This window comes from Ammonicoccus luteus, assembly GCF_050880385.1.
Classification (GTDB): domain Bacteria; phylum Actinomycetota; class Actinomycetes; order Propionibacteriales; family Propionibacteriaceae; genus Enemella.
In genome coordinates this window covers 241,952-268,269 of the sequence record NZ_JBNZCI010000004.1, presented here as the reverse complement: position 1 = coordinate 268,269, position 26,318 = coordinate 241,952, and the positions used below count along the sequence as shown (strand labels likewise).

Below are 26,318 nucleotides of genomic sequence, written 5' to 3'. Positions count from 1 at the left end.
GAGCGGGAGCCGCGGCGTACCGTGAGCCCATGACTCCTCCCGCGCACAGCCGAGAGCGGGTGCTCGCGATCCTGCAGGCCGGTGGCGCGGGCAGCCGCCTCGACGTGCTGACCCGCGAGCGCGCGAAACCCGCCCTGCCGTTCGGCGCCACGTTCCGGCTCGTGGATTTCGCGCTGTCGGCGGTGGCCCATGCGGCGATTGATGACGTGTGGGTGTCGGTGCAATACCAGGCGGGTTCGCTCGCGAAATATTTGGCCGGTGGTCGCCCGTGGGACCTGGACCGCACCCACGGCGGACTGCGCCTGATGGTGCCGGAGCAGGGCTCCGGATCGGCCGACCAGGATGGCTTCGCCCGGGGCAATGCCGACGGGCTCTATCGCCTGCGCGACGCGATCTGCGAGTTGGCACCGGAGGTGGTTGTGGTGATGAGCTGCGACAGCGTGATGGCCCCCGACCTGCACGCCCTGCTCGCCGCGCATCGGGAGCGGTCGGCGGAATGCACGGTCCTCACCGCCGAGGTTGGTCCGCAGGAGGCCCGGCACAACATCGTCGTCGAGGCCGGGCCCGACGGCCGCGTGACGTCGTTGGCGGCCAAACCGGACCAGCCGGCCTGCAATCAGGTCGCCACGGAGGTCACGTGTTATGACGCCCGGGTCCTGGTGACGGAACTGGAGCAGCTGCGGCGTGAGGTCGACGTCTGCGAGGACGATGCGGACACCTGCCTCGGGGACTTCGGGGACCACCTGCTTCCCCGGATGATCGACCGCGGCCGAACCCATGCGGTGCCGCTGAGCGGCTATTGGAAGGACGTGGGGAGACCGGAGGCATATCTGCAGGCGCACCGCGATCTGCTGCGTGGTCGCGTGGACGTGTTCTCCGAGTCCGGGCGACCGGTCCTCAGCCGGATCGAACCTGGCCCCCCTGCGCTGATCGGCGAGGACGCCCGCGTCCAGCGGTCGATGATCGGGCCGCAGTCGGTCGTTCGGGGGACGGTCCGCGACAGTGTGCTCGGCCCGCGCGTGGTCGTCGAGTCGGGCGCCGTCGTCGAGGACTGCGTCCTGCTGGAGGACGTGACCGTGCGCGCCGGAGCGCGCCTGGGGAGTTCCGTGATCGACGCGGGCACCGTGATCGGTCGCGGGGCTCGCGTCGGGTCGCTGCATTCCGCGGGCCCGCTCGGACCGCACGCCATCGTGCTGGTCGGTCGGGACAGCGTGATCGGCGCCGGGACCTCCCTCGCGTCCGGTGCGCGGTTGGAGCCCGGGACGTCCGCCTGACGTGCCGACGGCACCGCCGTGCCTGTTGCGGCCGGGAGGGAGAGGGTAGCCTCACCTCAAAGGCCGAGGGCAGGAGCGCGCATGACCGACCAGGATTCCATCCAGCCGGACACCCCGGACGAGGATCCCTATGCCTCGGAGCTGCCACCTGAGGACCGGATCGATTCCCTGCTGGTCGACTTCACCGAGGGCCGCACGGTCGGCTTGGTCGATCTGGACGGTGAGCCGGATCGCCGCTTCGACATGGCGCTGCTCGACATCGACGGTGACGGCCGTGCCGAGGTCTGGGTCCGCCGGCTGGACGACGGCTACGAGATCAGCTTCGACACCGACGGCGATCACGCACCGGACAACACCGAGATCTGGACCCGCTCGCAACTCTGCAAGGCCCTGCCGCACATCGTAGACATGCTCGATCTCTGCTGGGCACCGGACGAGAACGCCGAACAGGCCGAGCCGGGCGAGCAGGCCGCGCAGACCGACTGAGCAACGGTTTCGGTCAGGGCGCTGATTACGCGTGCCGCGAGTGTGACCGCACCGATTTGCCCCCGCCCCGGCGAAGCGCCACGCTCGGGCTTGTGCCATCCGCTTCCGCACCTGCCCGCTCCGGCGGGGTTGTGTTCGCCCTGCTCTCCGCCTGCGCCTTCGGCCTGTCCGGGACGATCGTCACCCCGATGCTCGGCGCGGGCTGGTCCCCCGCCGCCGCGGTCACGGTGCGGCTCTCGATCGGTGCGATCGCCTTGGCACCATGGGCCCTCAGCAGCCTCCGGGGCCGTTGGCGACAGTGCCATCGCATGCTGCTCACCGTCGCGATCTATGGTGCGCTGGCGGTCGCGGGCGTGCAGTTTGCGTACTTCCAGGCAGTCCGCACCATCCCCGTCACCGTCGCGCTCCTCCTCGAATATCTCGGGCTGATCCTCGTCCTGGTCTGGTTGCGCCTCCGCCGGCAGCAGGCCGTCGCCTGGCAGGCCTGGGCGGGCGCGGTCGTGGCCCTCACCGGCATGGTGCTCGTGCTGCAACTCGATCGGCTCGACCAACTCGACCTCCGGGGCATCGGCTGGGGTCTGGCCGCGGCGGTGGGGCTGGCGGCCTATTTCGTGCTCGCCGACGCTCCCCGCGCCGATCCCAACGGCGAGATCAAGCAAGTGAGCGAGCCCGTCCCTCCTCCGGTGCTCGCCGCCGGTGGTCTCGCTCTCGGGTCCCTGGGGCTGCTCGTGCTGAGCGGCGTCGGCGTGCTGCCCTGGACCGTCACCACCACGCCGCTCGACTATGGCGGGCTGACCGTGCCCTGGTGGGGCGCGGCCTTGGCGCTGGGCGGGATCAGCGGGGCGCTCGCTTATGCGACGGGGATTCTGGCGGTACGCCGCCTCGGCCCCCGACTGGCTGCGTTCTTGGCACTCGTCGAGGTGCTGGTCGCGACCGCCACCGCGGCGCTCGTCCTGGGTCAGGCGCTGGCCCCGATCCAATGGGTCGGGGCGGCCGTGGTGATCGCCGGGATCGTGATCATTCGCCGCACGCAGTAGCGGCGAGGCGCCGGCCCCTTCCCCGCTGTCGTTCGAGATAGATCTCGGGAAGGACGTGGGCCAGCACTCCTGTGGCCGCGACGCCGATGCCCCAGCCCATGATCGGCCACACCGGCCAGAAATAGCCGGCCCCGGTCAGGAACCAGATCACCACGAAGACCACGGCGAACATAGCCCACGGCGCCAGCCCGGCCGTGCGCCACAGCAGCCGTGCCTTGCGGGCGACCGCTGTCGAGGAGCCGGCCGAGGCTCGCTCACCGGCCGGAGTCAGGGCCCAGGGCCCCCCGGTGAACTCCGGATCCCGACGTTCCAGCGGCGGCAGATCAGCCAGCACCTCCCCCAGGTCGAGACCCGTGCGTGCCCGCACCACGACCCCGGCCCGGTGGTCGAACTCCTCCCGGGTCAGCCGGCCGGCGGCATAGTGCTCCGCGAGCGCCGCGGTGGTCGCGTCGCGCTCGCGGTCACCGATGCGGAGTTGCTCGTTCATCACGGCCTCCCTCTTGACACTCAATGGATAGCTCCACTCTCCATTTATGGATAGTACGCTTATCCATCACCGTGGACAAGAAGATCCAACGAAGAGGTGCCCGGATGCGCATGGCGGAATTGAGCAGGGCGTCGGGACTGCCCGTCGCCACGATCAAGTTCTATCTGCGCGAGGGCCTGCTTCCCCCAGGCGAGCGGACGAGCCCGAATCAGGCCGACTATTCACCGGACCATGTACGCCGACTTCGGCTCGTGCGGGCTCTGATCGACGTGGGCGGCCTGTCGGTGGCGCAGACCAGGGCCGTGCTGGACGCGATGGACGAAGGGCCGCTGGCCGCACTCGCCACCGCACAACACGCCATGGTCGGAGCCGCCGCCGACGTCGAGTCCGATCCTGAGGAGGCCGCGTGGGCGGAGCTGCGCTATCAGGAGCTGGTCGACCGCATGGGATGGACGGCGTGGCCGGACAGCGCGGCCGCCCACCAGGTGCGGGCGCTTTTCATCTCCGCCCGTCGAACGATCGGCGCGGACCTCCTGCACGACTGGCCCGGCTATCCGGAACAGGCGGATGCGGTCGCCCGCGCCGATGTCGCGTCGATCGCGGACCAACCCGATCTGGCCGGGACGGTCGCGTCGGCGGTGGTCGGGACCGTCCTGGGTGGGGCGTACCTCAATGCCCTCCGCATGCTCGCCCACCAGCATCACAGCGGCCGGCGCTGGCAAGGACTCCCGGCGGACCCGGATCCCCGGCGCCTGCCCCCTGCCCGCGCCTGATCTCCTAGCCTGGTGATCATGCATGATGCGGTGGCCCATCTGGCGCCCCTCCTGGGGACGTGGCGGGGCGAAGGACATGGGACGTATCCGACGATCGAATCATTCGACTACGTCGACGAGTGGGAGTTCTCGGAGAACGGCAAACCGTTCCTCCGGTTCGTGGAGCGGACCTGGATCGGCGGCGAGCCTCGGCACACCGAGGTGGGTTATATCCGGTGCCCGGCACCGGGGGTCGTGGAAATCGTGGCCGCCATCCCGACCGGACAGGCCGAGTGCGGCACCGGCTCCGTCGATGTCAGCGACGGCCTGGTCGTTGCCACGGACGCGACCGTCGGCAACACCGAGAGCGCCAAGCAGGTCGATCGGATCGTGCGGCGGTTCGAGGTGGACGGGGACACGCTGACCTATGGCATGGAGATGGCCGCCGTCGGCGAGCCCCTCACCCTGCACCTGAAGGCCACGCTGCAGCGCGTCTCATGACGCCTCAGGAGGCGAGCCCGAGGACCGTCCAGGCGAGCTCGGTGCCCGGGGCTGGTCGATAGAGGCACCACGCCCGGGTCTGCACGCTGCCGCTCAGGTGGTCGGCCAAAGACGGGGCGACCGAGTGGATCGCCTCCATCGCCCGGCGCAGGTTGTGCCCCACCGACTGCGGCACGAGGACCGCACCGGGGGGATCTTGGTCGTCGAGCCCCGCCGCGCCGCGAGCACTGTCGACCAAACGGACCCACGCGGAAGCCATCCCCGAGGACCCCACGGATTCGCTCTGCCACGCACGGAACAGCCGACGGGACTCCTGACCGGGGATGCCCCGCCTGGGCGGTGCCACGGGTTGGCTGCCCGCAAGTTCGTACGCCGACACCGGCCGTCGGGCGGTGAGCAGGGTGGCCAGTTGGCGCACGCCCACCAAGGCCGGCACCTCGCCCCCACCCAGGGGCGACTCCACCCGCCACGCCGAGCCGACGCGCACCAGCTCGGCGCGCGGGCCGTTCGTCACGGGCAGGTCCGGAGGCAGCAACACACCGACCGCGTCACCCGCACCCAGGGCGATATCCCGGGCGGCCGCGGACTCTGCGTACTCGCCCAGGCCCCGCAGCCCCAACGACAGTGCCATCGCCGCCCAGGCGAGTTGCGGCCGCGACCCCATGCTCCGGGCGAGCTCGACGGCGTGCCGCGCATGGGCGACCGCCGCGTCGGCGTCACCGGTGACGAGCGCGAGCCGGGCCAGGTGAGTCGGGACGCTGAGGTCGCAGCCGAAACCGCGCTCGGTGAGGAGACACCGGTCGGCCGGCCGCTGACCGAGCTGACGCCGCAGCTCCAGCGCCGCGGCGCGGTCGCGGATGGCGACGGCTCTGTGGGCGCGGTCACCCGCGCGGGAATCGGACTGCTGGGCGTTTCCGACCGTGCGCCCGAACAGCCGCTCGATCGCGGCCCGAGCGGTCCGATCTCTGCCCGCCCACAGAAGAGCGGAGGGCAGGTCGCCGTGCAGGGCGAGCAGGCCGGCTCGCGCCCGTGCCGCCTCCGTCCAGACGTTCGGGTCCGGATGGAAAACTGCGAGCACCAGCCACTGCTCCACTGCCTGTTCGGCACCCGGCAGGTCCCCGCGACTCAGCAGATCGTCCACTCGGTCGCGCTGCTCGGCGACATCTCGAGCCGGACTGCGAAAGGGGACGGGCTCTCCGGCCCCGGCCAGGGCGGCGCGGAGAGACCGCTCTCCGGGTGGCCGGATCCTGCCGTCGCTGTTGCGCTCCATGCTTCAGTGTGCCCGCTCCGGTGGTGCGTGTCGCGCCCTTGCTTCTGCGACTCGCTGGGCGATCAGCGAACGACGGCGCGCACCTCGGCCACGAAATCCGCCACATCCCACCCGTGGGTTTCGCCGCGATAGCCGCGCAATCGCTCGCTCCCGCGCTCCAACAGTCGCTCGGCACCCACCGCGTTGCCGCGCGCGTGATGGGTGAGCGCGACGCACAGTTGCGCCAATCCCTGCCAGAAGTCGCGCTCCTCGGCCGGGCCGGCCTTCCAACGCGCCTCCAGCACCTCGTGGGCCCCGAACGCCCGCCCGGCATCCAGCAACGACCGCGCCAGCGCCAGGGCTTCGCGCGGCGGCAGTGCCTCCTCCGGCACCGGCTCGACGCCCCGGGCCCCGAACGGCAGGGGCCGTCCCAGCGCGTCCCGGGGCCGTTGCTGCCGGGCGCGGCCGTCGGCATCCCTGCCGCGATCGCTCATCGGACGAGGGACGCCACGACCTCCTCGGCCAGGCGCCCCGGCACGGCCAGCGGAATGCCGTGGCCGACCCCCTCGAGGGGCACTTCGCGGACCTGACCGCCGCGCTGTGCGTACTCCTTCAGCACGAACCGCATCTGATCCTCCATCGGCTGCGGCGGGAAGACCATGGGGCCGGGCCAGCCGGGCACGGCCCCCAACATCCCGAGGGTGCCGAAGTCGAACATCGACCGGTTGGACGAGATCTGGTCGTCGCTGCCGAAGATCCAGGTCACGGGCGGTTTGGTGGGGAGATCGACGATGGCGGAGGTGTCGAAGTATTTCGGCGACATCGCGTTGTTCACGCCCTTGTCGCCGGGCGCGATCAGCGGCCAGTTCATCGACGGCACGCTGTTGCCCGGATAGAGCTGGTCGCTGATCTTGACCCGCAGGAGTTCCTCCACGAGGAAGTCCTCATCGACGTTCTTCGCGTTGCGTTCGGGCCCGAAATAGGTCCGGAGCATCACCCGCGGGCTCGTCAGCGGCACCATCTCGGTGTCGTCCTTGATCAGCAGCCGCCGGACGAACTCGGGGTTCGCGCCACCGGCACCAGTGCCCGCACCGTCCGAATAGGCCATCGTGCCCTTGGCGTCGGTCGTCCCGCCGAACCCGAACGGCGACAGGGGCGCGATGAAAATCATCGACGCCAGGTCACCGGGGTTCTCGAGCAACTGCTGCATGAGCACGCCCGCCCCCATCGACCAGCCGACGGAGTTGACCGGCCGGCCACCGAGCCCGAGAACCTCGAGCAGACCATGCACGTCGTCGCTCATGTCACCGAGCCCACGCGTGGCGTCCACGGTCTTGGCCTCCGTGCGCCCGAACGCCCGCATGTCCGGCGCGATGACACGGACGTCCGCCGGCAGTTCGGCAGCCAGATATTTCCAGAACCCGCCCGACGACAGGTTGCCGTGCACCAGCAGCAGGGGCAGGCCGTCCTCCGGGCCCGACGTCCAGACATTCATGTCCAGGCGCGGGGTGGAGACGATGCTGCGGGTGAACTCGGTCATGGGCTCCTCCTGTGGGGTCGCTATCGCGGATCCTTTCAGGTCACCCGGATCGCGTAAAGACTCACGGGTGCGGCGTGAGCTCCTCCCGCCAGCCCAAGCCGGCGAGCGTGCCCGCGGTCGGCCGGTATTCCCCACCCACGAATCCCACCCATTCCAGATCCCGGAGCGCGGCGAAGAACGCAGTGAAGTCGATGAGTCCGGTCCCCGGGTCGGTCCGGTCGGGCGCGTCGCCCACCTGGATGTGGCCGACGATATCGCGCATCTCGGCGAACCGGCTGGCGACGGTGGCGACCGTCGGCGACCAGCCGAGAGAGGGTTCGGCGATCGCAGTACGCCGCAAGCCGGCCTTCTCGGCCTCGAGCAGCTCGACCCCGCAGTGGAAGGTGTCGAACAGCAACCGCAGCCGCGGATTGGCGATCGACCGGACGAGCCGGGCCGCCTCGGTCAGCCCCGACAGCAGGAACAGCGGTTGGTCGCGACGATTGATCGCCTCCACCACCAAGGTCGGGCCGTCGGCATGCAACTGGTCGAGGGCCCACACGAGGTTCTCTCGATAGGTGGCATAGGCCAGATCGTGGTCCAGGTCGGGCGGGCACAGACCGGCGAGCACGTGGATGAAGCGAGTGCCGGTCGATTCTGCGTGCGCCAAGGCCGTTGTGAACGTCTCCCGGAAACGGTCGACCGCGTCCGGGCGGCAGGCCCACCCGAAGGCCCACTCACTGCCGGGCTCGCCGACCGGGACGTTGACGAGAACCGAGCTGAGCCCGTGTTCCTCCAGCCGTGCCGCGACGTCATCGAGCGCCACCGGCGGCCATGGCATCTCCACTCCGGTGAACCCAGCGGCCGCGGCGGCCGCGAACCGGTCCGGCCAGTCGACCTCGGTGAACAGCCAGGCGAGGTTGGCGTCGGGGACCATGCGGACCTCCTGCTGCGATGGGCGATGATGGGCCTATGGGTAGCCACATCGTTGTAGCCGGCGCGGGCATCATCGGACTGGCCACAGCATATGAGGTCGCCCGCCGGGGCCATCGGGTCACCGTCCTGGAGAAGGAAGATCGGGTGGCCGCCCACCAGAGCGGACGGAACTCGGGCGTGATCCACTCGGGGCTCTATTACGCGCCCGGCAGCCTCAAGGCCCAACTCGGTTTGGCCGGGGCCTCGTCGATGGTTCGGTTCGCACAGTCGCACGGTGTGGCCGTCGACGTCTGCGGCAAGCTCGTGGTCGCCACACGACCCGAGGAGGTCCCGGCGCTCGAGGACCTGCGGAGCCGGGGTCTCGCCAACGGCGTCCCTCTCCGCCTGCTCACCCCCGAACAGGCCCGCACGTTCGAACCCGAGGTCGACTGCGTGGCGGCGCTGCGGGTGGAATCGACCGGGATCATCGACTTTCCGGGCGTCGCCGCCGCCCTTGTCCGGGCGATTGAGCGACTGGGCGGCGAAGTGCACCTGGGCGTCCGGGTGCGCGGCATCCGGCGCCTCGCCAACGGTCTGCGCATCACCACCAGCAACGGACTCGTGCCCGCGCACCAGTTCGTCGCCTGCTGTGGCCTGCAGGCCGATCGGGTGGCACGCCTCGGCGGCTTGGATCCCGAGGTGAAGATCGTGCCGTTCCGGGGGGAATATTTCGAGCTCGCCGCCCACCAGGTCCATCTCGTGAAGGGGCTGATCTATCCCGTTCCGGACCCGTCGCTGCCATTCCTGGGCGTGCATCTGACCCGCATGATCCACGGCGGGGTTCATGCCGGCCCCAACGCGGTGCTGGCGCTGGCTCGCGAGGGCTATAGGTGGCGTGACGTGAACCCGCTCGAGCTCGCGGAGACCCTGCGGTGGCCGGGGCTCATGAAGCTTGGCCAACAGCACTGGAAGTCCGGCGTCAACGAGGTCAGCCGATCCCTGTGGCGGACCAAGTTCCTGGCGTCCCTGCGCAAGCTGGTGCCGGCCCTGGCCGACGATGCCCTGCGGCCGGCGGCAGCGGGCGTACGCGCGCAGGCGCTGCGCAAGGACGGCACGCTGGTCGAGGACTTCCATTTCGTGCGGGGGCCCTATCAACTCCACGTGCTCAACGCGCCTTCCCCCGCGGCGACCGCGGCCCTGGAGATCGGGCAGCGGATCGCGGACGAGCTGGCGATCGAACCGGTCGCGTAAGGGTCGACTGCAGCTCTCCGGCCAGCGCCGTTCCCTGACCGGCGCACTATGCACCCCGTGGCTGACTTTGCACACGTCCCTTTCGGGTGCAAAGTCCACGGCCGGGTGCAAAGTGGGGCTGCCGAGAGCGGCAATGCGATCCGCGGGCGGACCAGAGAACCCGCTCACACTCCGCGGCGGTTGTCTCCTTCCTCGGCCCCCTCGTGCGCCTCGCGCACCGGGGACCGCCGACCGGGCTCGGTCTTCACGAACTTCAGACCGACGACGCTGCCGATCAGGCCGATCAGGAACAGGATCTTCAGCACGGACACCGATTCGGTTCCTGTAGCCATCGCATAGGCAACCGTGAGACCCGCACCGAGGCCGACCCACACCGAATAGGCGACGCTCAACGGGATCCGTTTCATCGCCCAGGCCAGACCGATCATGCTCACCGTGGTGGCGACGAAGAAGACCACGGACGGCACCGGCTTCGTGAGCCCGTCCGACAGGCCGAGGGCGGTGGCCCAGACAGCTTCGAGGACCGCGGACAGGATGAGGACGACCCACGCCATGTCAGCTCACCACCTTGAGACCGACGACGCAGCCGATCAGCAGTGCGATGAGGGCGAGCTTGACCGCGTGGGCCTTCTCCAGCCCACGGACGACCGAATAGATGACCGTCAGCGCTGCGCCCACGCCGGTCCAGACCGCGTACGCCGTCCCCGTCGGGATCTCCCGCATCGCATAGCTCAGCCCCAGCATGCTCACCACGAGCCCCGCCAGGAAAACCAACGTCGGCTTGAGTTTCTTGAACCCCTGAGTGGCATCGAGGGCGATGGCCCAGACGGCCTCGAAACAGCCCGACACGATCAGCACGAACCACGACATGACACGACACTCCTTGATGGTCAGTCTTGTCGCTCAGCGGGTACTGCTCCCTCGTCCGCAGGCCCAACGCCAGGGCCTCGCCGAGCAGTTTAGTCGACTCGTCGGGCGCGGCCACCACTCTCGGGCCGACCGGCTCACGTGCGGTAGTCGTCGTGCAAGCGGATGCTCGCGAGCTCGATCACCCCGTCCGCACGCTGCCAATAGTGCAGCCGCCGCGCGGACGGCGTCTTGACCTGGAGCGACACCCGCCAGGCCGTCGCACCGTCGTCGCGGGTGCGGGGCCGGTCATTGCCACCTGTCCCGGTCCGCAGCTGATGCAACTCGCGGGACGGCAGGTCGGCCGCCAGCCCGACGATGACCTCGACGATCACGTCGACGACCTTCTGCCGGTCGATGCCCTCGACCTCGGCCCAGGTGCTCAGGAACTGGTCCCCGAGTTCCCAGGGTGCCCGCCGCCGCTCCCGTCGCTCACCCGGGGGGAAGCGCCGCAACCAGGCGAGTTCCACCTCCCAGCGCAGCTGCTCCGCCGGATCGTCGAACAGCTCCCGGTCGCGCTCCAGCTGCGCGAGGGCCTCGGTCCCGGCACGGGCGCGACCGCGGGCCTGCTCAACCTGCTGGAGGGCCTTGAGCCGCGCGGTTCGCGCCTCCTTGCGCTGGTGGGCCAGCGCACGGTTGTCGCGTTCGAGTTCTTGCACGCGCTCGCGCAGGAGCGCAGCCTCCTTCAGCGCGCTGTCGCGTTCGGCGGCGAGGTGCTCCGTCTCGGCCGGGGTGAACGCCGGAGCAGTCCGGCGCGACGTCGGCGCTGCCGGTGACGCGGCCGACAAATGAGATGCCGGCGGAGAGGGCGCCGAGGGGCCTGGAGACGCGGATGCCTGACCCGCCGGCGCCGACGCTCCGGAGCCACCGGCCGGCCTCGGGGCCGGCTCCAGCGGGACGTCCTCGTCGAGCTCGTCCTCCTCGGAGACCGGCGGCAGCAGCCACGCCGGACCCTCGGGCAGCACGGCCGGCGCCGGCAGCGCAGGTGCGTCGTCCGCCTCGAGCGCCGAGAGCAGCCAGTCCTCCTCAGCCGCGCCGAGTGCCAGCACCCGGAAGGGCAGGACGTCACCCTCGGACATCATCCGGCGCAGGTCGATTCGCATCGTCCCGACGATCCGTTCGGCGGGCACGTCGATCTGAAAGTCGGGAAAGACCTCCACCACGCACAGGTCCCGCTCGACCATCCGGACCCGTGCGAGGACGACCGCACCGATGGCGGTCCCTGCCAACGCGTCGGCCGGTGTCCGCAGCGAACCCCGCAGATCCAATCGGCCCGTCCCCGGATCCAGCATGCCCCGGACGTGCTGCCCCGGCCGGAGCAGCCGTTCGCCATCGAGGTCGGCGACGAGCAGCTCGGGGCGCACGGTCGCGTTCTCGCCCGAGTCGAGACGCACGACCCCGCGGCCGGCGACGACGCCGACCACCACCCCGGCCACCTCGCGCGCACCGACGTGGGCCGTGGCCCAGCTCTGGCCCGCGTACGCCTCCCGCAAAACGTCACTCACCAACCGCTGCGCGACGTCCCGGCCCTGGGCACGGTCGGTGCTGAAGTGGAGCTCGGAGCGGTACGGATCCCGGATCCACTCCCGATCCACGGGATAGACCCGGGCCGCGCCGCCATAGACGCCCGCCCGCTCGTCGGGCAACGTCTCCGACAGGGCCCAGGTCACCACCCCGGTGGGGAGCACATAGATCCCGGCGAGATCACCGACCTCGTCGGCGACGTCGGCGGGGTTCACATAGGGTTCGCTCGCTCCGCTCGGAATGGTGATCACCACCACCGGGCGGTCCCGTTCGGCGAGCAGGTGGGCGCCCAGGGCGGCGCCTTCGTCCGGGGCGTGGAGGTGGTGTACGCCGGGCCGCCCGGCCGGTCCGAGCGAGGCCCCGGGTGCGGCCGTCGTGGCCGCGGGGACAGGGACGGGGAGGCTCGTGCTCGTGGAGGACTTGGCCTTCTTGGCTGTGCGGTGTCTCCTGCGCGGGGGCATGATCGACCTCCTCGGGCACTCGAAGGCGTCGTGCCGAACGGCGACGACGGCGCGCAGCGATCGTCGCAGGAGGGTGGGTCAGGTGAACCACCGGCCCTACCGAAACGCGGAGGGCGGAGGATCAGATGCCCAGCGCGGGGTACTCCTCCAGCACCGACACCTTCTGCCCCACCAGCGCGAACACCTCGTCGCCTGTCTTCGGCTTCAGCTCGGCGGCGTCGGCGCGGGTGAGCTGGGCCGAGAAGTCACCGTCCGTGCTCGTCAGATCGACACGCACCTCGAACCCCAGCGGCACTACCCGGAGCACCTTGGCGGCGATCACCGGTGGCGCATCCTCGGCACGTCGGCCCTCGGCCTCGCCGCGGCTGCGTACCAACGAAATATCGTGCCGCCGATAAAGCCGCCCGCCGAGATCGGCCACCTCGCCCAGAAACGACATGACGAAGTCGTTCGCCGGCTCCTCATAGAGCTCGACCGGCCCGCCGACCTGCTCGATGCGGCCCTCGTTGAGCACGGCGATCCGGTCGGCGACATCGAGCGCCTCCGCCTGGTCGTGCGTCACGAGCACGGTGGTCACGTGGACCTCGTCGTGCAGCCGGCGCAGCCAGGTCCGCAGATCGGTGCGCACCTTGGCATCCAGGGCACCGAACGGCTCGTCCAGGAGCAGCACCTCCGGATCGACCGCGAGGGCTCGCGCGAGGGCCATGCGCTGCCGCTGTCCGCCGGACAGCTGGGCGGGATAACGCTTGTGATAACCGCCCAGCCCCACGATCTCCAGCAGCGAATCCACCTTGCGGTCGATCTCCGCCTTCGGTCGCTTGCGGATCGTCAGCCCGAACGCGACGTTGTCCCGCACGGTCATGTGTTTGAACGCCGCATAGTGCTGGAACACGAACCCGATCCCGCGCTTCTGCGGCGACTCGTTGGTCACGTCGCGGCCCTCGATCAGCACCGAGCCACGATCCAGCCGCTCCAGCCCGGCGATCGAGCGGAGCAGCGTGGACTTGCCCGAGCCGGACGGACCGAGCAGCGCGGTCAGCGAGCCGGAGGGAATGTCGATGGAGACGTCGTTGAGAGCCCGATAGTCCCCATAGTTCTTGTGGGCGCCAGTGACGCGGATCATGCGTTCCTCCGGAGACGGTCGAGCACGGTCATGAGCAGGAGAGCGAGGACGGCGAGCACCATGAGGAGGGTCGCGGCGGCATACGCCCCATAGGTGTTGTGGTCGTCGATATAGCGCCCGTGGACGAGCAGGGTCAGGGTCTGGGACACCCCCGGGAAGCCCGATGACACCATGAGCACGGCCCCGAACTCGCCCAGGGAACGGGCGATCGTGAGGATGACGCCATAGGTCAGGCCCCAGCGGATCGCGGGCAGCGTGATGCGCCAGAAGGTCTGCCAACCGGTGGCGCCGAGGGTCGCTGCGGCCTCCTCCGCCTCGGTGCCGATCTCGTGCAACACCGGCTCGACCTCCCGGACCACGAACGGCATCGTCACGAAGATGGTGGCCAGCACCATGCCCGGCAGCGCGAAGATGACCTTGAAGCCGAGCCCTTCGATGCCGACGAACCAGCCACCGGCTCCCCACAACGTGATCAGTGCGACGCCGACCACGACCGGGGACACCGAGAACGGCAGGTCGACCAGCGACTGCAGCACCTTCCGACCGGGAAAGTCCCCCCGCGCCAGCAGCATCGCGGTGACGACCCCGAAGACGACGTTGAGCGGCACGACGATCGCGACGATCAGCAGCGAGAGGTTGAGCGCCGCGATGGCGGCCGGGGTGGTGATCCAGTCCCAGAAGACGGGGAGTCCGGGCGAGAACGTCCGGAAGAGGATCATGCCGACGGGGACGGCGACGAGGGCGAAGAGGTACGCCAGCGCGAGCGTCCGGAGGCTCCACCTGGCGGTGCGGCTCTGAATCACTGGTGCCCCTCCCGGCCCTGGGTGCGGGCGGCGACGACGCGGAGCAGGATCAGCACGGCGAACGAGATCAACAGCAGCACCACCGAGACGGCCGCCGCGTTGAGTGGTCGGTCGATCTCGATCTGCTGCTGGATGTATTGCGACGCCACCTGCGTCTCACGCGGGATGTTGCCGCCGATGAGGACGACGGAGCCGTACTCCCCGATCGCGCGCGCGAACGCCAACCCCGTCCCCGACAGGATCGCCGGGGCGAGCGCGGGCAGGATCACTCGCCGGAAGGTCGTCCAGTTCGACGCTCCGAGCGATGCCGCGGCCTGCTCGGCCTCCTTGTCGACCTCCATGAGCACCGGCTGAACCGCGCGCACCACGAACGGCAGCGTCACGAACGCCAGCGCAATCCCCACGCCCCAGCGCGTCGCATTGAGGTGCAGCCCGATCGGCGAGTTCGGGCCATAGAGCGACAGGAGCACGATCGAGGCGACGATCGTCGGCAACGCGAACGGCAGGTCGATGAGTCCGTCGACGATCCGCTTGCCGGGGAAGTCGTCGCGGACGAGGACCCACGCGATGATCGTGCCCATCACCGCGTTGGCCAGGGCGACGGCTGCTGCGATCCCGGTGGTCACGCCGAGGGTCGCGAGCGCCGCCGGTTCGGTGATGGCGGCCCAGAAGCCCGCCGGGCCGTCGGCGAGCGAGGCGACGGTGATCGCGGCGAGCGGCAGCAGCACGATGATGCTGAGCCAGAGCGTGACCACACCGATCGTGAGGGGTTTGGCGAGGCTGCGGGTCTGCGTACGCCGGGTCGGCGCTGTCGCGACGCTCCTCGCGGGTGCGGTCGTCGCCGGCACGGGCGTCTCGGCCGCACCGGGAGCGGGGCCCGGACCGTGGGCCTCCGCCCGGTCGGCCGCACCGCGCGTGGTGGTCGAACTCATCGGGCCACTCCCTCATAGATCTGGGCGATCGAGCCCGTGCCGGCCTTGAACAGATTCGCTTCGACGGCCGCCCAGCCGCCGAGGTCGTCGATCGACCAGAGCTGGTCCGGCGCCGGGAACTCGGCGGCGAACTCCCGGGCGATGTCGGGATCGGCGGGGCGGAAACCGGTCTCGGCCAGGATGCGCTGGCCGTCGGCGGAGTTCATGAAGTCCAGGAACCGCTGCGCGGCGTCCCGATTGGGACTGGCGGCGAGCACGGCTGCCGGGTTGTCGACCCGGATCGTGACCGCCGGCGTGATGTGCTCGACCGGCTCACCCTTGCGCTCGATGAACAGCGCCTCGTTCTCATAGCTGAGCAGCACGTCGCCCGTGCCCTGCAGGAACGCCTCGGTCGCCTCCCGGCCGGACTTGGGCTGGAGTTCGACGTGGTCGTGGACGAGCTCTTCGACGTACGCGAGCCCGGCGGCCGGATTGCGCCCCCCGTCGGACTTCGCCGCGTAGGGGGCCAAGAGGTTCCATTTCGCTGAGCCCGACGAGAAGGGGTTGGGCATCACGACCTCGATCCCGGGCCGCAGCAGATCATCCCAGTCCCGGATGTTCTTGGGGTTGCCGGCGCGGACGACGAGGGTCACGACGGAACCGTAGGGCACACCGCCGTGAGCCCCGGCGCGCCAGTCGGGCTCCACCAGACCTGCTTCGACCAGCCGGGTGATATCCGGCTCCACGGAAAAGTTCACGATGTCCGCCGCAGCACCGGACACGACCTTGCGGGACTGATCGCCGGAGGCACCGAAGGACTGCTGGACGGCCACACCGGCACCCGCCGGCGTCCGGCGGAAGGCAGGGACGAGCTCGTCATAGGCGACCTTGGGCACGGCGTAGGCGTACAGGTTGAGGGTCGTGTGAATCGGTCCCGCACCGCTCTCCGCCGCGAGACGGCGGGGCACGTCACTGGACCCGGCGCCCGGCACGCACCCGACCAGCGCCAGCACGGTGAGCACCGCGAGCGCGACGCGGCCCAGCCGGGACAGGGCTCGCTGAGAGGGCATCCGGACTCCTTGGTTGGTGGACCGCTGGTTTTTCTATCACGTTCTTCAATAGCTCGATAATCCTGACCTATGCCTCTCACGATGCGGGAACAATCCGGTCACACTGGGCAAGATCGATGCGGGAGTTCTTGCCGAGCCGACCTAAGCTGGGGCGCGTGGCGAGACAATTGAGGGGTGCGGCCGACCAGGTGTGGCGCGCCATCATGTTCCTGGCGGTGTGCGTGCTGTCCGGGCTGCTCGTCGCGGGATTGTTCCTGCCGTTGGTGAGCGCCACGGGGTCCGCGGTGAGTGCCGCGACCCGAGCGTCGGAGACGATCCCCATGGATTTCCTCGCCCCGCCGCAGTCCGTGCGCTCCGAGGTGAGGCTCGCCAACGGGGAGACGTTGGCGTACTTCTTTGACGAGAACCGCGTCTATGTCCCCCTTGACGAGATCAGCGAGGACATGAAGCGCGCTCAGCTGGCCATCGAGGATCACCGTTTCTATGAGCACGGCGCGCTCGATGTGCGCGCGACCCTGCGCGCGCTGGTCCGCAACACCGCGGACTCCTCGGGCACGCAGGGCGGTTCGTCGATCACGCAGCAATACGTGAAGATGGTCCAGGTCGCGATCGCCGCCGCCAACGACGACCGCGAGGGCGTCGCCGCCGCCCAGGAACGCACGATCGCCCGCAAGGTGCAGGAGTTGCGCTATGCGATCGCGGTGGAAAAGTCGATGACCAAGGACCAGATCCTCGAGCGCTATCTCAACATCGCCTATTACGGCGACGGCGCCTATGGCGTCGAGGCCGCGGCCCAGCACTTCTTCGACACCTCGGCCAAGGACCTCGACATCCAGCAGGCCGCGATGCTCGCGGGGTTCGTGCAGAATCCGGTGGCCACCAACCCCACGCGCTATCCGACGATCGCTCTCGAGCGCCGCAACGTGGTGCTCAACCGCATGGTCGAGCTGGGCTGGGCGACGCAGGAGGAGTCCCGCTGGGCCAAGGGGTTCGGCTGGGACCAGGCCCGGGTTCGGAACTTCGTCAACGGCTGCGTCGGCACCCGCTATCCGTTCCTCTGTGACTATGTGAAGCGGACGGTCGAGAAGCAGCCCGCATTCGGGGCCACTCCGGCCGAGCGGTTCACCAACCTGAAGCGCGGCGGCTTCACCATCGACACCAAGATCGACGAGCGGACGCAGGATGCCGCCCAGCGCGCGATCGACGCGCGGCTGGATCCCCGGGACCCGGTCATCTCGGTCGTGACGATGATCGAGCCCGGCACCGGTCAGATCCTGGCGATGGCCCAGAACCGCCCCGTGATGGGCGACAACGCGGCGGCTGGTGAGACCTACTACAACTATGCGGTCGGCGGGCCCACCTCCGACAACGACATGGGCGGCGCCGAGGGTTATCAGGCGGGTTCCACGTTCAAGGCCTTCACGGCGGCCGCGGCGCTCGAAAAGGGCCTCGGTCTGGGCAAGAGCTACAACGCCGCGGAGAAGATGAACTTCAAGGGTCAGACGTTCCAGTCGTGCGCCGGCCCGTTCAGGTCACCCGACTATCCGGTGTCCAACTCGACGAACACCCACGGCCCGATGAACATGATGCGGGCGATGGCCTATTCGGTGAACACCTATTTCATCCAGCTCGAGCGGGATGCAGGCATCTGCAACACCACGCGGATGACCGAGAAGCTCGGTGTCGAGCTCGCCTCGCCGGGCAGCTTCAACGACTATTCGCACTATCCGTCGTACACGCTGGGTGCCGCCGAAGTCAGCCCGCTGTCAATGGCGGTGGCCTATGCGACATTCGCGGCGCGCGGCAAGATGTGCGAGCCGGTGATCCTCGAGCGCATGACGGACCGTGAGGGCAACGAACTGCCGGTCCCGGATGCGAACTGCCGCCAGGTTCTCGAGCCCCGCGTGGCCGACCAGATGAACGCCCTGATGCAGAACGTGATGTCGGGCACCGGTTCGCGGGCAGTCGTGCCCGGTGGTTATCCGCAGGCCGGCAAGACGGGCACGATCGACGCCAACCAGGCGGTGTGGTTCATGGGCTACACACCGACCGTGGCTGCCTCGAGCATGATCGCCATCGACAAGACCCATCCCTATTGGAAGTCCCGCAGCTATTACCGCAGCCGCCCGACGCTGAAGAACATCCGGTTGCCCTATTCCCGCTATTGGATGGAGGGCTCGGGTTCAGGTGACGTCGGTCAGGACATTTATCGTCCGGCGATGACGGCCGCACTGCAGGGCAAGCCGCGAACCGGGTTCACGAGAGTATCGACGCCCAGCCGGGACTCCGTCGAGGGCAGCTTCGGTCAGAACACGCGCGACAACCGGACGAACAGCACCAACAGCAACCGCAGCAATCAGAACTCCAGTCAGAGTTCCAACCAGCGCGGGGGCTGAGGTCGGCCCCGGTCGCCCTGTGAGACACGACCGATGCGGCAGGTCAGCCGGCCGTGACCCGCGCTGCGAGGAGCGGACGATAGATCCGCTCGACCACCGTGTCCACCGCGCCCTCGATCGTGACGCTGTCCCGGATCTCGTGGGTGCGCTGCGCCATGGGGGCGAAGTCCGTCTCGGTGAGCACCTTGGGCAGCTCCTCGGGTGAGCCGACGACGACCCCGATCCCGTCGGCGCGGACCCACCGGGCCAGCGCATCGTGCTCGAAGGTGAGGATGGGCAGGCCGCACCCCACGTATTCGAAGCCCTTGTTCGGCAGCACCGTCGCGAGATGGGCATCGTTCAGAGTGTCGTTGAACCCAGCCCAGCCGACGTCGAACTGCGGCAGCGTCGCCAGCAACTCGGTCGACGGCAGCGTCGGGTGGATCGTGATCGTCGGGAATCGCTCCGCGAGCTCGAAATATTCCGGCATGGGACCCCGGCCGGGAAAGACGTGCAGTTCGGCGCCGCTGCCGGCGATCGCGGCGAAGATGCCGCGCAGGTCATAGTGCCCGTGGGCCACTGAGAGCGTGCCCTGATAGACCACCCGCAGCGGCCGCTCGGTGCTGTGCACAAGCCGGTCCGGCACCTCGGGCAGGTCGCCGAGCGCCGGCAGATGCTGAGCGAGGGCATAGTTCGGGAAGACGGCGTGGAGTTCCGGCACGGCATAACGCGCCTGGATCTCCTCGAGCAACCGGTCCGAGACCGTGACGAGGGCATCGCTCTGCTCGACCGCGGCCCGTTCGGCAGCAGCCGGGTCCTCCGGATCGGGGAACCCGTCCTCATAAGGGGTCTTGCGCAGCGCCTGGAAATCGTGGACATCGTGGATGATCGGCACGGGCCGCTCACCGAGCGGTCCGAGCACCCGCTGGCAGGCCATCGTGAGCACGTCCGGCAGGTTGTGGTTGTGCACGAGGTCCGGTTCGAAGTCCTTGATCACCTCCGCGAGCCGGGCATCGGGCTCGACCGGCAGCAGGTGCCACTCGTCGAACAACTCATCGCCGCCACCGTAAAGCTCCGTGAGCGTCTTGCCCTGATAGGCGAACCCCAGCACGAGATCGGGAATCGTGGCGCGCAGACCGACTGCGTACTTCCACGTTTTGATGCACGGCTGGCGCTGCACGAACAGGACCCGCGTCATTCGGCGATCTCCACGTCGGCCGGGCGGTCGGTGTCCTCGACACGGTCCGGGAAGCGATATTTGATCACCTTCGCCGGATTGCCCACCGCCACGGCGAACGGCGGGACGTCCTTCGCCACGACCGAACCGGCACCGACGATCGCCCCCTCGCCGATCGTGACGCCGGGCAGAATGATGCACCCCATGCCGATCCACGCGTCCTTGCCGATGCGCACCGGCCGGGAAACCCAGCCCTGGTCGACGATCGGGCGGTTGGGATCGTCGGTGATGTGGTTGGCGGTGTGGATCATCGTGTTCGGCCCGATGTTGGCGTCATCCTCGAACACAAGCCCGCCATAGCCGTTGATCCAGCAGTCGCAGTTGAACTTCACCCGAGCGCCGAGCTCGATGTTCCAGCCGTTGAGCCAGGTGATCCGGTCCAGATAGAAGCAGTCCTCGCCCACCTTCTTGGCATCGTTGGGGCGGAACGGGATCACGCGTTTCGAGCTGTCGGTGGTCATCGTCATGACGGGTTTCCTCCTTGTCCGGTGGCGCGCGTGCGCCCGAGGACCGTGTGGTCAACATCCTGCCAACGCTCGGGATCCGTGGTGGCCCGGCCGTCGACAATCGTGCGTACGCCCGGCAGGTCCGCCGGTCCGATCTCCCGATAGTCGGCGTGGTCCGCCTGCACGATCGCGGCGTCGCAGCGGTCGCCCAGGTGATAGGGCTCGAGGCCCTTCGCGCGCAATTCGGCATCGGTGAACAGCGGATCGTGGACGAGCGGGACGGCGCCGCGGTCCGCGAGGTGGCGCGCCAACGCGAACGCCCCGGAATAGAAGGTCTCCTTCACCCCGCCGCGATAGGCTGCGCCGAGGATGACCACCCGGGCGTCGCGAATCGGGACGCCGACGCGAATGAGGCGCTCGGCGAGCAGCTCGACCACGTGCTCGGGCATGGCGTCGTTGACCTCGCGCGCGGTCGCCACGAGCCGCGCAGCGGGATCGCCGCTGAGATAGAGCCGCGGATAGACGGGGATGCAGTGCCCGCCCACGTTGACACCGGGACTGTGCAGGTGGCTGAACGGCTGGGAGTTGGCGGCCTCGGCGATGAGCGAGAAGTCGATGCCCAACGAATCGGCATACACCGCGAACGTGTTGGCGAGCGCGATGTTGACGTCCCGATAGGTGGTCTCGGCGAGTTTCACCAGTTCGGCGGCCTCGGTGGAGCCAATCGCCCAGACTCCGTTGGGACGCGGCAGATCGGAGCGGTCGTCGAACGTCAGGGCCCGCTCATAGAACGCGACCCCGCGTCGCGTGCTCTCGGGGTCGAGGCCGCCCACGAGCTTGGGATATTTCGACAGGTCCGCGAAGATCCGTCCCGAATAGACCCGCTCCGGGCTCATCACCACGAACAGATCCTCGCCCGGGATCAGTCCGGAGGCAGTGACGAGCGCCGGCACGAGGCGCGTGCGCGTGGTCCCCACGGGAAGGGTCGTCTCATAACTCACGAGCGTGCCGGGCTGGAGACCCACGGCGACCTGGGCGGTGGCCGCATCGACGATGGCGAAGTCGGGCTCGGCGGTCTCGTCGACCACGAGAGGAACGACGATGACCACGGTGCCGGACCGAGCGACGGCGCCCGCTGTGTCGGTGGTGGCCGTGAGCCGACCCGTCCGCACGACCTCCCCGAGTCGACGGGCGAGGTCCGTCTCTCCCGGGAAGGGTTCGATGCCGTCGTTGACCTGGTCCACCACGGTCGGGTTGATGTCGGCGCCGAGGACCCGGAAGCCGGCGGTCGCGAACTGCACCGCCAGCGGCAGCCCGATCTTGCCGAGCCCGACCACGGTGACGGTGTCCGCGGCTTCGTGTCTGGTCGGCGGCGCTGACGGCGCGGCCGGAGTCATCTGGTCACTCATGCTGCCGCCACGGGGACGGTCGCACCCTGTGCGGCGGAGGCGAGCACGGCTTCGGCGATGCGGATGGCGCGGGTGCCATCGGCGAGGGTGGCGAGCACCGGGTCGGGCGTGCCTGTGCGCACGACGTCACGCCAGGCAGCGAGCTCGGCGGTGAGCGGCTGACCTGTGTCGACGGGAAGCTCGCGGGAGTGGTGCCCGCTGTCGTTCTCCCACCAGTGGATGAGGCGCTGTTCGATGAGATCGGCGCGGAGCCCCCCGCGTTCGCCGATCACCTGGAGCAGTCGCACCCGTTCCGGGCTCACCCGATCGGCGCGCTGGCTGACCGAGAGCGTGCGCCCATCGGGGAGGCGGACCTCGCCTCTGAGGCGTACTTCATCCTCACAGGGTCGGTCCCGCGCCGTCTCCGCCTGCGCGCTGACCCAGGCATAGTCTCCCTCCGAGAGCGAGCACACCAGATCGATGTCGTGCACGAGGAGGTCGGCGACCACCCCGACGGGCATATCCCGATCGGGGAACGGGCCCGCCCTGGTGGTCCCGATGTGGGTCAGGGGCCCGATGAGGTCCTCGGCGAGTGCCGCGCGGACCGCCGCGATGACCGGGTTGAACCGCTCGATATGGCCGGCGGCCGCCGCGACCCCCTGCTCCGCGAACGCGCGCACGAGCCGAGCGGCAGCGGCGCTCGTCGTGGCGACGGGCTTTTCGATCAAGGTGGGGACGCGGAGTTGCGCCAGCCGCAGCCCGAGCTGCTCGTGGAACTTGCTCGGGGCGGCGAGAATCGCCAGATCGATCTCCGCGGCCGCTGCAGCGAGATCGGTGACAATCGGGACGGCGAGCTCAGTCGGCGGACGGGGATCCACAACGACAGCGGGCACGATCCCGGCGAGTTCGCCCAGGACACGCAGGTGATGCCGGCCCATGTAGCCGGCTCCGATCACTCCTGCCCGCAGGTCGCTCATGAGCCCGACCCGAAAGAATTCACGGCCGCAACGATGCGCTGCAGCTCGGATTCGGTGAGGTCTGGGCGGACCGGCAAGGAGACGACCTCCGCGCACGCGCGCTCGGTGTGCTCCAATCGCAGGCCGGACCAGCGGCGATCACCGGCGTACGCCGGCATGAGATGCGTGGGACGCGGATAGTGCACCGCGGCCCCGATCTGGAGGCGGGCGAGCTCGTCGATCAGCACGTCCCGTTCGGGGTGCCGAACCGTGTATTGGTGATAGACGTGACGGACCGGTCCCACCACCCGGGGGATGGTGACGCCACGCAGCTTCCTGTCGAGGAAGGCTGCGTTGCGGCGCCGGGCGGTCGTCCAGTCGGCGAGCCGGCGCAACTGCTCCCGCCCGATCGCCGCCGCGACGTCGGTCATGCGCTGGTTGAGCCCGACCGCCTCGTGGAGATAGCGTTCCTCCATTCCCTGGTTGCGCAGGAGGCGGACCCGGCGGGCGGTGTCGCCATCCTTGGTGACGACCATCCCGCCCTCGCCGGTCGTCATGTTCTTGGTCGCATAGAAGGAAAAGCCGGCAAGGTCGCCGAGCGCGCCCACCGGCTGGCCGTCGAAAGCGCCCGCATGGGCCTGTGCGGCGTCTTCCACCAGCAGCAGGTCATAGCGCTCGGCCAGCCGGGTCAGGCTCGCCATCTCGGCGGCGTGCCCGAAGAGATGCACGGGCATGATCGCCGCTGTGCGCGGTCCGATCGCATCGGACACGGCCTCGGGGTCCAGACAGAAACTGCCGGGATCGATGTCGGCGAACACCGGATCGGCGCCTGCCAACCGCACGGCGTTGGCCGTGGCCGCGAAGGTGAACGACGGGACGATCACCTCATCACCACGGCCGATCCCGGCCGCCATCAGGGCGAGGTGCAGAGCCGAGGTGCCCGAGCTCACGGCGACGCAGTGCCGCCCGTCGACCAACTCGGCGAACTCGGCCTCGAAGGCCGCGACCTGTGCGCCCTGCACGAGCTGTCCGCTGGTCATGACTGCGGCGACCGCCTCTTGCTCGGCAGCGCCCAGGATCGGTCGGACGACGGGGATGGGGGTGATCCCGACGTCAGTGATCATCGCGACTCCTCTTGGGCTCGTGCTGCCTCGACAGGCCGACCGTCGGCTTCCGCCAGGCCGTCCTCGGTCTCGACGAACGTTGTGCCGTTGGCGGCGCGCCAACGGCCCTGCCCGATCTCGGTCAGGCGTTTGCCGCTGTGATCGACCCAGCCGATGTGCCGCGCGGGGACCCCCGCGACCAGCGCGTGGGCGGGCACGTCCCGGGTCACCACCGCGCCTGCGGCGATGAGGGCCCACGGCCCGACCGTGACCCCACCGAGCACCACGGCGCGGGCACCAACGGCGGCACCCTTGCCGATCGTCACCCCGACCTGTGCCCACTCGCCGGCGCCGATGCGCTCACCGTCGACATGGATCGCGCGCGGATGGGGGTCATTGGTGAGGCAGGCGGCAGGGCCGATGAAAACGCCATCGGCGAGGCGGGCCGGTGCATAAACCAACGCATGGTTCTGAATCTTGCAGTTGGCACCGAGCGCGACGCCCTCGTCGATATAGGCCCCGCGGCCGATGATGCAGCCGGGACCGATCGTCGCGTTCTCCCGCACCTGGGCAAGGTGCCAGACCGTGGTGCCGGCGCCGATGATGGCGCGTGGATCCACGTCGGCGCTCGCATGCACGGTGGATTCAGCCGGCATGTGTGCCTCCTGCAACAGTGCTGGACACCTCAGGGTCTGCCGGTCTCAGCCTGTTGTCTGCCGCCTGCTGCCCTGGGGGTGGTTCACGCGTCAGTCTAGGGGCGGCGTGTGACAGTTGTGGGCGACCAGTCGACAAAGTGATAGCCATCGGCCGCCCGGTGGGACGCGGTCTCCTGCGTACCCCCGCCTCCCACCACCTCGGAGGCCCGCGGCATACCATCGGATCACGGCATCGACGCCGACCGAGGAGGCAGCATGACCGCACGTGAGCCCGGCAGCCCGCTCGTCAAGAGCGCCGCCGCACTGGTCGCCGAAGCAAACGCAGTCATCGAGACGATTTCGCAGTCCGAGTCGTCAGCCCTGCTGGACAACCCCCGCATTCTCCTGGTCGACATCCGCGACCCCCGCGAGCTGGAACGGGAGGGCGTGATCCCGGGCGCGTTCCGGGCACCGCGCGGCATGCTGGAGTTCTGGGTGGATCCGGAAAGCCCCTACTACAAGCCGGCTCTCGACGACGGGCGCAAGCTGGTGCTCTATTGCGGATCCGGTTGGCGATCCGCACTCGCGGCAAGGAGCCTCAAGGAGATGGGTCGCACCGATGTGGCGCACCTCGAGGGGGGCTTCTCGGCGTGGAAACGGGCGGGATGGCCGGTGGAGGAGCACCGGGCACGGGACTGAACGGCGGAGTCTGCCGCTGTGCCTAGACTGCAGCAATGAGCAAGTCTGCCGGGCGCCTGTGGCCCCTCTATCTTGGCGGGTTCCTCGGGCCGTTCGGTTCGCCCATCGTGACGACGATGGTGCCGGAGTTGGCGCGGGAATACGACATCTCCGTTGCGCTCGCGAGCACGTCCGTCACGTCCTATCTGATCCCGTTCGCGATGCTGATGCTGATGTCGGGGACCTTCGCCGAGCGGTGGGGCCGCAAGCGGACGGTGCAGTTGGGTTATGTGGCGTACGCATTGACCTCCATCGGGTGCGCCCTCGCACCGAACTTCGAGATGTTCACGCTGTTCCGCATCCTCATGGGCGCGTCGAACGCGTTCACGACTCCGGTGCTGGTCGCGGCGATCACCGACTTGGTGCCCCGCGAGAAGCTCGGTCGTTCCCTCGGCATGTTCGGCGCGATGCAGGCAACGGGCCAGGCGATGTCACCGCTCGCCGGTGGCGTGGCAGCCGATCTGCACTGGTCGCTGGCGTTCTATGCGATCGCGTTGGTGGCGTTCGTGCTGGCCGCGCTGCCACCGGACAATGCGAAGAGCCCGTTCACCGGCAGCCAGAAGGAGCGCTGGAAGGCGTTGGCCAACGGCCAGTTGGCCATTGCGTCGATCGCAGCGGCCCTGTCCTTCTTCTCCCTGATGGTCGTTGCGGTCATCGGCGTCCTCTATCTGCGGGACGAGTTCGGCACCGGCGCGACGGTGACGGGGCTCATCCTCGCCATCTTCGGCATCACCGGCCTGCTGACCGGGCGCTGGTCGGGCAGCATGATGGACCGTTATGGCCAACTCAAGATCGGCGGCCTGGCCCACCTCGTGTTCGGCCTGTTCGCGTCGCTGGTGGGTGTGACGGCGTTGGTCGGTGGCGCCGTGGGGCTTGGCCTCGCGTGCCTGTTGCTGGCCGTTGCAGGCAGCGCTTCCACCGCGACCCGCGCCGTTGTGCAGCAGCTCGCGGTGACCTCCGCTCCGGCCAACCGCTCGGGTGCGACCTCGGTCATGCTGGCGTGCCAGTTCGGCGGTGCAGCGCTCGCGCCGATCCTGTGGATGCCCATCTATGAGGTCAACCATGTGCTCGCCATGCTGACCGGTGGCGCCCCGGCGTTCGTGGGCGGCCTCATCCTGCTGCTCGTCTGGCGGATGCGGGGGGCGCGACCAGCAGAGACCCTGCGCTGAGA

The 26,318-nt window shown here is 69.3% G+C and carries 27 protein-coding genes and 1 riboswitch; of the genes, 9 read left to right on the top strand and 18 right to left on the bottom strand.

All coding sequences use genetic code 11. The features are described from left to right. Window positions 1-29 precede the first annotated feature (29 nt). The 3 genes from ACQ260_RS11300 to ACQ260_RS11290 all read left to right on the top strand — a co-directional run bounded on the left by ACQ260_RS11300 (window position 30) and on the right by ACQ260_RS11290 (window position 2,797). Complete coding sequence (locus ACQ260_RS11300) at window positions 30-1,274, top strand: glucose-1-phosphate adenylyltransferase family protein (RefSeq protein WP_432559532.1); 1,245 nt, start codon at window positions 30-32, stop codon at window positions 1,272-1,274. 81 nt (window positions 1,275-1,355) lie between these two features. Then, a complete protein-coding gene (locus ACQ260_RS11295; protein WP_432559531.1) occupies window positions 1,356-1,760 on the top strand; it encodes a hypothetical protein in 405 nt (134 codons plus the stop codon). Window positions 1,761-1,852: 92 nt separating this feature from the next. Continuing rightward, entirely contained in the window at window positions 1,853-2,797 is a 945-nt protein-coding gene (locus ACQ260_RS11290; RefSeq protein ID WP_432559530.1) for an EamA family transporter, read from the top strand. Here the strand turns inward: ACQ260_RS11290 and ACQ260_RS11285 are convergent. Then, window positions 2,778-3,284 carry a DUF1707 domain-containing protein gene (locus tag ACQ260_RS11285; RefSeq protein ID WP_432559529.1) on the bottom strand — a complete coding sequence of 169 codons (507 nt, stop codon included), beginning with the start codon at window positions 3,282-3,284 and terminating at the stop codon, window positions 2,778-2,780. The two genes, ACQ260_RS11290 and ACQ260_RS11285, sit on opposite strands and share 20 nt — an antisense overlap. A 71-nt stretch (window positions 3,285-3,355) precedes the next feature. On the opposite strand from ACQ260_RS11285, the gene ACQ260_RS11280 reads away from it, so the two are divergent. Continuing rightward, the gene (locus tag ACQ260_RS11280; RefSeq protein ID WP_432559528.1) at window positions 3,356-4,057 is read left to right on the top strand and encodes a MerR family transcriptional regulator; all 702 of its coding nucleotides are present in this window, start codon (window positions 3,356-3,358) and stop codon (window positions 4,055-4,057) included. Between the two features lie 18 nt (window positions 4,058-4,075). Then, entirely contained in the window at window positions 4,076-4,537 is a 462-nt protein-coding gene (locus ACQ260_RS11275) for a heme-binding beta-barrel domain-containing protein (RefSeq protein ID WP_432559527.1), read from the top strand. 4 nt (window positions 4,538-4,541) lie between these two features. Here the strand turns inward: ACQ260_RS11275 and ACQ260_RS11270 are convergent, their stop codons facing one another. From ACQ260_RS11270 to ACQ260_RS11255, 4 genes are all read right to left on the bottom strand, one after another. Next, the gene (locus ACQ260_RS11270; protein WP_432559526.1) at window positions 4,542-5,807 is read right to left on the bottom strand and encodes a hypothetical protein; all 1,266 of its coding nucleotides are present in this window, start codon (window positions 5,805-5,807) and stop codon (window positions 4,542-4,544) included. A 62-nt stretch (window positions 5,808-5,869) separates the two neighbouring features. Then, window positions 5,870-6,280 carry a DUF309 domain-containing protein gene (locus tag ACQ260_RS11265; protein ID WP_432559525.1) on the bottom strand — a complete coding sequence of 137 codons (411 nt, stop codon included), beginning with the start codon at window positions 6,278-6,280 and terminating at the stop codon, window positions 5,870-5,872. Beyond that, a complete protein-coding gene (locus ACQ260_RS11260) occupies window positions 6,277-7,326 on the bottom strand; it encodes an alpha/beta hydrolase (RefSeq protein ID WP_432559524.1) in 1,050 nt (349 codons plus the stop codon). Before ACQ260_RS11260 ends, ACQ260_RS11265 begins: the two co-directional genes overlap by 4 nt. A 61-nt stretch (window positions 7,327-7,387) precedes the next feature. Further along, entirely contained in the window at window positions 7,388-8,242 is an 855-nt protein-coding gene (locus tag ACQ260_RS11255; RefSeq protein WP_432559523.1) for a hydroxypyruvate isomerase family protein, read from the bottom strand. Window positions 8,243-8,277: 35 nt separating this feature from the next. On the opposite strand from ACQ260_RS11255, the gene lhgD reads away from it, so the two are divergent. Continuing rightward, the gene (gene lhgD / locus ACQ260_RS11250) at window positions 8,278-9,471 is read left to right on the top strand and encodes an L-2-hydroxyglutarate dehydrogenase (protein WP_432559522.1); all 1,194 of its coding nucleotides are present in this window, start codon (window positions 8,278-8,280) and stop codon (window positions 9,469-9,471) included. A 164-nt stretch (window positions 9,472-9,635) separates the two neighbouring features. On the opposite strand, the gene ACQ260_RS11245 is transcribed toward lhgD, so the two are convergent. From ACQ260_RS11245 to ACQ260_RS11215, 7 genes are all read right to left on the bottom strand, one after another. Next, complete coding sequence (locus ACQ260_RS11245) at window positions 9,636-10,025, bottom strand: DMT family transporter (protein ID WP_432559521.1); 390 nt, start codon at window positions 10,023-10,025, stop codon at window positions 9,636-9,638. 1 nt (window position 10,026) lies between these two features. Further along, window positions 10,027-10,341 carry a DMT family transporter gene (locus tag ACQ260_RS11240; protein ID WP_432559520.1) on the bottom strand — a complete coding sequence of 105 codons (315 nt, stop codon included), beginning with the start codon at window positions 10,339-10,341 and terminating at the stop codon, window positions 10,027-10,029. A 15-nt stretch (window positions 10,342-10,356) separates the two neighbouring features. After that, window positions 10,357-10,422, bottom strand: a riboswitch (guanidine-III (ykkC-III) riboswitch). Window positions 10,423-10,475: 53 nt separating this feature from the next. Continuing rightward, window positions 10,476-12,362, bottom strand: coding sequence for a hypothetical protein (locus tag ACQ260_RS11235; RefSeq protein WP_432559519.1), 1,887 nt, complete (start codon window positions 12,360-12,362; stop codon window positions 10,476-10,478). Between the two features lie 121 nt (window positions 12,363-12,483). Next, entirely contained in the window at window positions 12,484-13,485 is a 1,002-nt protein-coding gene (locus ACQ260_RS11230; protein WP_432559518.1) for a sulfate/molybdate ABC transporter ATP-binding protein, read from the bottom strand. Further along, window positions 13,482-14,288 carry a sulfate ABC transporter permease gene (locus tag ACQ260_RS11225; RefSeq protein WP_432559517.1) on the bottom strand — a complete coding sequence of 269 codons (807 nt, stop codon included), beginning with the start codon at window positions 14,286-14,288 and terminating at the stop codon, window positions 13,482-13,484. The genes ACQ260_RS11230 and ACQ260_RS11225 overlap by 4 nt, the downstream gene beginning before the upstream one ends. After that, window positions 14,285-15,220, bottom strand: a complete 936-nt coding sequence (gene cysT, locus ACQ260_RS11220) for a sulfate ABC transporter permease subunit CysT (RefSeq protein ID WP_432559516.1) — start codon at window positions 15,218-15,220, stop codon at window positions 14,285-14,287. The genes ACQ260_RS11225 and cysT overlap by 4 nt, the downstream gene beginning before the upstream one ends. Beyond that, entirely contained in the window at window positions 15,217-16,269 is a 1,053-nt protein-coding gene (locus ACQ260_RS11215; RefSeq protein WP_432559515.1) for a sulfate ABC transporter substrate-binding protein, read from the bottom strand. Before ACQ260_RS11215 ends, cysT begins: the two co-directional genes overlap by 4 nt. 155 nt (window positions 16,270-16,424) lie before the next feature. Here ACQ260_RS11215 and ACQ260_RS11210 point away from each other — a divergent pair, with 155 nt between their 5' ends. Further along, complete coding sequence (locus tag ACQ260_RS11210; RefSeq protein WP_432559514.1) at window positions 16,425-18,665, top strand: transglycosylase domain-containing protein; 2,241 nt, start codon at window positions 16,425-16,427, stop codon at window positions 18,663-18,665. Window positions 18,666-18,708: 43 nt separating this feature from the next. Here the strand turns inward: ACQ260_RS11210 and ACQ260_RS11205 are convergent, their stop codons facing one another. The 6 genes from ACQ260_RS11205 to ACQ260_RS11180 are packed head-to-tail and all read right to left on the bottom strand — an operon-like array spanning window position 18,709 to window position 24,430. Then, on the bottom strand, window positions 18,709-19,842 hold the full coding sequence (locus ACQ260_RS11205; RefSeq protein ID WP_432559513.1) for a glycosyltransferase: 1,134 nt from the start codon (window positions 19,840-19,842) through the stop codon (window positions 18,709-18,711). After that, window positions 19,839-20,348 carry an acyltransferase gene (locus ACQ260_RS11200; protein WP_432559512.1) on the bottom strand — a complete coding sequence of 170 codons (510 nt, stop codon included), beginning with the start codon at window positions 20,346-20,348 and terminating at the stop codon, window positions 19,839-19,841. Before ACQ260_RS11200 ends, ACQ260_RS11205 begins: the two co-directional genes overlap by 4 nt. Continuing rightward, window positions 20,345-21,724 carry a nucleotide sugar dehydrogenase gene (locus ACQ260_RS11195; RefSeq protein ID WP_432559710.1) on the bottom strand — a complete coding sequence of 460 codons (1,380 nt, stop codon included), beginning with the start codon at window positions 21,722-21,724 and terminating at the stop codon, window positions 20,345-20,347. Before ACQ260_RS11195 ends, ACQ260_RS11200 begins: the two co-directional genes overlap by 4 nt. A gap of 8 nt (window positions 21,725-21,732) precedes the next feature. Further along, on the bottom strand, window positions 21,733-22,692 hold the full coding sequence (locus ACQ260_RS11190) for a Gfo/Idh/MocA family protein (RefSeq protein ID WP_432559511.1): 960 nt from the start codon (window positions 22,690-22,692) through the stop codon (window positions 21,733-21,735). Then, on the bottom strand, window positions 22,689-23,795 hold the full coding sequence (locus tag ACQ260_RS11185) for a DegT/DnrJ/EryC1/StrS family aminotransferase (RefSeq protein ID WP_432559510.1): 1,107 nt from the start codon (window positions 23,793-23,795) through the stop codon (window positions 22,689-22,691). The genes ACQ260_RS11190 and ACQ260_RS11185 overlap by 4 nt, the downstream gene beginning before the upstream one ends. Beyond that, complete coding sequence (locus ACQ260_RS11180; RefSeq protein ID WP_432559509.1) at window positions 23,792-24,430, bottom strand: acyltransferase; 639 nt, start codon at window positions 24,428-24,430, stop codon at window positions 23,792-23,794. Before ACQ260_RS11180 ends, ACQ260_RS11185 begins: the two co-directional genes overlap by 4 nt. Before the next feature lie 255 nt (window positions 24,431-24,685). Here ACQ260_RS11180 and ACQ260_RS11175 point away from each other — a divergent pair, with 255 nt between their 5' ends. After that, the gene (locus ACQ260_RS11175) at window positions 24,686-25,108 is read left to right on the top strand and encodes a rhodanese-like domain-containing protein (protein WP_432559508.1); all 423 of its coding nucleotides are present in this window, start codon (window positions 24,686-24,688) and stop codon (window positions 25,106-25,108) included. 35 nt (window positions 25,109-25,143) lie between these two features. Then, a complete protein-coding gene (locus tag ACQ260_RS11170) occupies window positions 25,144-26,316 on the top strand; it encodes an MFS transporter (protein ID WP_432559507.1) in 1,173 nt (390 codons plus the stop codon). Window positions 26,317-26,318: the final 2 nt, after the last annotated feature.